We start from the raw sequence: 4664 nt of genomic DNA, 5'->3' as shown, positions 1-4664 counted from the left end.
CTGCTGGGCCGGTGGTCCCTGCTGGGCGGGTGATCCCTGTTGGGTGGGCGGTCCCTGCTGGGCCGGCGCTGCCGCTCCGGGCGCTGCCGGCGTGGTGCCGTCGTTGGTCGGCGCGGTGTGCTCCGCGGGTGCGGCATCGGACGGCGGGGGCGTGAACCAGCCCCGCGCGCCGCTGCCACCGGCGGACGCACCGTCGCTGCCCGACATGGTGGTCATGCTCGCCTCGCCTTGTACATCTACCGGATGTTGCGTGCCCATCCGCGTTCCGAAAGTTTCGGCAATCCGCCCCCTGTGAACATCGCGCGTGGAAACCTTCGCAGTTCTCCAGCACGATGCGGGAGGGACCCGACCATACCGTGAAGGCTTCGCTCCACAACCCCCGTTCGCGGTTCCGGCGCATTCCGCCATTCGGAACACCGAAGTGAATTACCGTGGCAGTGGAACCAGCCCGTACGCCTCGCGAAGATCACGTCCCGCATAGTGGTACGAAGCGAGGGAGCGCACGTGCTGATCGGCGTTTACCGCGACCGAGACGGGTACGGTGGCGAACAGTTCGGCGTCGGAGAGGGAGTCGCCGTAGGCCACGCAGTCGCGGGGCGCCACCCCGAATTGGGCACAGAGTTCCTGCGCGATCTTCACCTTCGAGGACGGAGAGAGAATCCCGGCGGGATCCACGGGCCGTGTGGGATACCTCGTACTTCCGTTCGGCATTGCGCGGGGAACCTCCGGCCACCGTGAACCGTGCGTAGCGTCGGCCCCCCAATCCCGTAGTCGCCGCACAAAAAAATCCGGGGAGAGGGAAATCACCGCGCAGTGCTCCCCGTTCGCCCTGATCTGTTCCCAGACCTCCCGGATGCCCGCCAGCCACGGGGCGCCCGCGAAGGCCGCCTCGACGATCTCGTCGGTCAGCTCCGCCCACAGCGCGCACGCCCGCGCGGCGAACTGCGGCGGAGTCAGCTCGCGCCGCGCGAAGGCGCCTTCCAGTGCGCGGATCTCGCGTTCGACGCCGAGCTGCTGCGCGATCTCGACGGCTGCCGCAGAGCCGTACAGCAGGGTGCCGTCGAGGTCGAAGAGGTGGAGTCGGGGGCGCCGTCGTCCCGGCGCCGGTCGCGCGCTCAGGTGCTCAGCCGGGTCCATACCCGCGATCGTACGAGTCCGCCCCCGGCGTGCCGCACGTGGAGGCGAGCCTTGCCGTACTCGGCCGCGAGTAGCCGCGGATACTCCCGCCGTCAGACGCCCGCCAAGGCCCGCCCGACACAGACTCGGCGGTATGCGGCGACTGACCCGACGTGCCCGCAGGGGTACCCTCGCTCTCCATGTCTGCGCCTCGGCCGGCTGGCTGGGCGTGACCGTGTGCCTGCTGGCGCTCGGCCTCACCGCGGCGCTCACCGGATCGGAGACGGTGGCGGAGGCCTCCTACCGTTCCATGAAGGTGTGCGGCGACTGGCTCGTCGGCCCGCTCGCCCTGCTCACCCTGGGCACCGGGGCCCTCCTCGGCCTGGGCACCCCGTGGGGGCTGGCGCGGCACTGGTGGGTGGGGGTCAAGTTCTGGCTCACCACCGCCGCCGCGCTGGCGAGCGTGCTGGCCTTCCGCGTACGGATCGACAGCACGGTGGCCGATGTGCTGGCGGGGCGGCCCGTCCTGCCGTACGAGCTGGTGATCCCGCCGGCCGTCTCCCTGAGCGCATACGTCTTCATGACGGTGATCTCCGTCCTCAAGCCGTGGGGGCCGACGGCGCGGGGGCGGCGCCACCGGGCTGCCGCCCCCGCGCGCCGCGCGGCGCCCTCAGTCCTGGCGGGAACCGGCGGAAGAGCGCGCCGAGACGGCTGAGCCTCCGGTGCCCGGCGTCTCGCCGGCAGGGCCGGTGCCCGTGGTGGAGCCGGCCCCTACCACCGAGGGCGCCGGCACCGACCGCGCGTCGCCGCCCGCGGCGGGCCCGCAAGTCGGCGCCACCTGCCGCGACGTTTCGCAACCGTCCCGCTCACCCCGAGCCTCCCGCTCATCCTGCTCGTTCTGCTCGTCCCGCTCGACTCGCTCGTCCCGTTCGCCCCGCTCGTCCCGTTCGCCCCGCTCGCTGCGGTCGCCGCCGCGGCTCGCACCGACTCGGTCGGCGCGGTCGCGCCGTTCCAGCAGGGCGGAGGTCGTCGCCAGTATCAGGGCGCCCACCGCCAGTCCGGCACCGGCCAGATTGGGCGAGGTGGGGCCGAAGCCCGCGTCGAGGACCAGGCCGCCGAGCCACGTCGCCAGCGCGTTGCCGAGGTTGAAAGCGCCGATGTTCATGGCCGAGGCCAGGGTGGGGGCACCCGCTGTCTGGTCGAGCACCCGCTTCTGCAACGGCGGCACGGTCGCGAACCCGAACGCGCCGACGAGGACGAGGGTGACGGCCGCGGCCACCTTGTCGTGCGCGGTGACGGTGAACAGCGCCAGCGTGCCGGCCAGCGCGATCAGCGCGGTGAACAGCATCGGCAGCAGGGCGCGGTCCGCGAACCGGCCGCCGACCAGATTCCCCGCCACCATGCCGACGCCGAAGAGGACGAGCAGCCAGGTGACCGAGGTGTCGGCGTACCCGGCGGCTTGCGTCATCATCGGCGCGATGTAGGTGAGGGCGGCGAAGACCCCGCCGAAACCGAGCACTGTCATCCCCATGGCGAGCAGCACCTGCGCGTTGCGGAAGGCGGCCAGCTCGCCACGGAGACGGCCGCGCGACCCGGCGGGTGTCGCACCGCGAGCCCCGGCCCCAGCGGAAGTACCGGAGCCGCCGGAACCGGCGGCATCCACGGGGGCGCCGGAACCGTCCCGCGGCACCAGCGCGGCGACGCCGGCCAGCCCCAGCACGCCGAGTCCCGCGACGGCCGCGAACGTGACCCGCCAGCCCGCCTGCTGCCCCAGCAGCGTGCCCAGGGGTACGCCGATGACGTTGGCCAGAGTCAGTCCGGTGAACATCAGCGAGATCGCCGCGGCCTTGCGGTGCGGGGCCACCAGGCCCGCCGCGACGATCGAGCCGATGCCGAAGAACGCGCCATGGGCGAGGGAGGCGATCACCCGCCCCGCGAGCATCGCGCCGAAGGTGGGCGCGAGTGCGGAGACGAGGTTGCCGAGGATGAACAGCCCCATCAGGAGCATCAGCATCCGTTTGCGCGAGGTGCGGGCGCCGAGGATCGCGAGGACGGGTGCGCCCAGCAGGACGCCGAGCGCGTAGCCGGAGGCCAGGTATCCGGCGGTGGGGATGGAGACCTCGTACTCGGCGGCGACCTCGGGCAGCAGGCCCATGATCACGAACTCGGTCGTCCCGATGCCGAAGGCGCCGACGGCGAGCGCCAGCAGGGCGAGAGGCATGAGCCAGCCTTCCATGCGTCAGACGGTTACATGCGCATACATTAATTGCACACGCTTTATAACCGCAACCGGCATTGTTGCGTGCGCATCGAGTGCAGGTGCATCGAGAGCAGGCGCGCCATGTCGCAGGCGCGTCAGGTGCAGGCGCATCAAGAGCAGGCGCGCCGCGAGCAGGCGCGCCGCGTGCAGGCACATCGGGTGCAGGCGCGCCATGCGCAGGCGCACCATGCGCAGGCGCACCATGGGCAGACGCACCATGGGCAGACGAGCTACTGACTACTTGCACACGCGGGCTTTTGCGGCATGGCCTACGCTGGGGGCGAGGAGAGGAGCCCCGATGTCCCGCGCGCCACACCGCCCCGACCCGGGCCCCGTACACGGCTGGTGCGCGCTCTCCGCGCTGCACGGCCGCATCGAGACACACATCGAGCGGGCCCTCCAGGCCGGACACGAGCTGAGCGTCCGCGAGTTCTCCCTGCTGAACGTCCTGAGCACACAGCACGACGGGGACGGCGGCCACTTCCGCATGCACCACCTGGCCGAAGCCGTCGTCCTGAGCCAGAGCGCGACCACCCGGCTCGTCACCCGGCTCGAAGACCGCGGTCTGCTGCGCCGCTACCTGTGCCCCGACGACCGGCGCGGCATCTACACGGACGTCACGGAAGAGGGCCACGCCCTCCTCGAAGCCGCCCGCCCCACCCACGACGCGGCGCTCGGACAAGCCCTCAGCTCCGCCGAGGAGCGGCCCGAACTCGCCCCCCTGGTCGCCGCCGTCCGCGAACTCGCTCCGGCACCGGCGTAACCGGGCGACCGGCGCCGCACGGGGCGTAAAGTGCGGAGGATGACCACCGCATCCACCGGTTCGGCCGCGCCCGCCGAGTCACCCACCGAGTCGCCCGACGCGGGGTTCACCGTGCGCAGGGCAACCGCCGAGGACCTTCCCGCGCTCGTCGCGATGCTCGCCGACGATCCTCTCGGGGCCGGCCGCGAGACGCCGGCCGACCTCGCCCCCTACCGCGCCGCGTTCCACCGCATCGACCCCGACCCGCAGCAGCACCTCGTCGTCGCCGAACGCGACGGTGAGGCGGTCGGCACGCTGCACCTGACCGTGATCCCCGGCCTGTCCCGCCGCGGGGCCTCGCGCGCGCTGATCGAGGCCGTACGCATCCACGCCGACGCGCGGGGCGAGGGGCTCGGCACCTGGCTCATCGAGTGGGCCATCGCCGAGGCACGTCGCCAGGGCTGTGTCCTGGTGCAGCTCACCTCCGACGCCACCCGCGTCGACGCGCACCGCTTCTACGAACGGCTCGGCTTCGAGGCCTCACAC

The 4664-nt window shown here is 72.2% G+C and carries 5 protein-coding genes and 2 pseudogenes; 3 read left to right on the top strand and 4 right to left on the bottom strand.

Translation table 11 applies throughout. The features are described from left to right. Nucleotides 1-216 (bottom strand): annotated as a pseudogene (locus AB8Z75_RS31785) (flavohemoprotein); the annotation flags it as partial. A gap of 210 nt (nucleotides 217-426) precedes the next feature. Next, nucleotides 427-1137: an HAD family hydrolase gene (locus AB8Z75_RS31780; RefSeq protein ID WP_369208086.1), complete on the bottom strand. Its 711-nt coding sequence runs from the start codon at nucleotides 1135-1137 to the stop codon at nucleotides 427-429. 133 nt (nucleotides 1138-1270) lie between these two features. On the opposite strand from AB8Z75_RS31780, the gene AB8Z75_RS31775 reads away from it, so the two are divergent. Then, nucleotides 1271-1831, top strand: a complete 561-nt coding sequence (locus tag AB8Z75_RS31775) for a DUF2269 domain-containing protein (protein WP_369208084.1) — start codon at nucleotides 1271-1273, stop codon at nucleotides 1829-1831. Between the two features lie 288 nt (nucleotides 1832-2119). Here the strand turns inward: AB8Z75_RS31775 and AB8Z75_RS31770 are convergent. Further along, nucleotides 2120-3337 (bottom strand): annotated as a pseudogene (locus AB8Z75_RS31770) (MFS transporter); the annotation flags it as partial. An 18-nt stretch (nucleotides 3338-3355) separates the two neighbouring features. Continuing rightward, nucleotides 3356-3580: a hypothetical protein gene (locus AB8Z75_RS31765; RefSeq protein WP_369208082.1), complete on the bottom strand. Its 225-nt coding sequence runs from the start codon at nucleotides 3578-3580 to the stop codon at nucleotides 3356-3358. A 94-nt stretch (nucleotides 3581-3674) separates the two neighbouring features. Between AB8Z75_RS31765 and AB8Z75_RS31760 the strand changes: the two genes are divergently transcribed. Both AB8Z75_RS31760 and AB8Z75_RS31755 read left to right on the top strand, forming a co-directional pair. Beyond that, nucleotides 3675-4139 (top strand): MarR family winged helix-turn-helix transcriptional regulator, encoded by a 465-nt coding sequence (locus AB8Z75_RS31760; protein ID WP_369208080.1) that lies wholly within the window; start codon nucleotides 3675-3677, stop codon nucleotides 4137-4139. A gap of 153 nt (nucleotides 4140-4292) precedes the next feature. Next, the coding region (locus tag AB8Z75_RS31755; protein WP_369208088.1) for a GNAT family N-acetyltransferase at nucleotides 4293-4664 on the top strand (372 nt) is incomplete at its 3' end.

The organism is Streptomyces sp. PU-14G, from assembly GCF_041028275.1.
In the GTDB taxonomy this organism is placed as follows: domain Bacteria; phylum Actinomycetota; class Actinomycetes; order Streptomycetales; family Streptomycetaceae; genus Streptomyces.
Note: the sequence above shows the minus strand (reverse complement) of the source record. Positions and strands in the feature narration are given on the sequence as shown.

Bases quoted from the DNA above. Each gene is read 5' to 3' on its own strand.
- AB8Z75_RS31780 (WP_369208086.1), bottom strand. From the start codon at position 1,137: ATGGACCCGGCTGAGCACCTGAGCGCGCGACCGGCGCCGGGACGACGG.
- AB8Z75_RS31775 (WP_369208084.1), top strand. From the start codon at position 1,271: ATGCGGCGACTGACCCGACGTGCCCGCAGGGGTACCCTCGCTCTCCAT.
- AB8Z75_RS31765 (WP_369208082.1), bottom strand. From the start codon at position 3,580: ATGGTGCGCCTGCGCATGGTGCGCCTGCGCATGGCGCGCCTGCACCCG.
- AB8Z75_RS31760 (WP_369208080.1), top strand. From the start codon at position 3,675: ATGTCCCGCGCGCCACACCGCCCCGACCCGGGCCCCGTACACGGCTGG.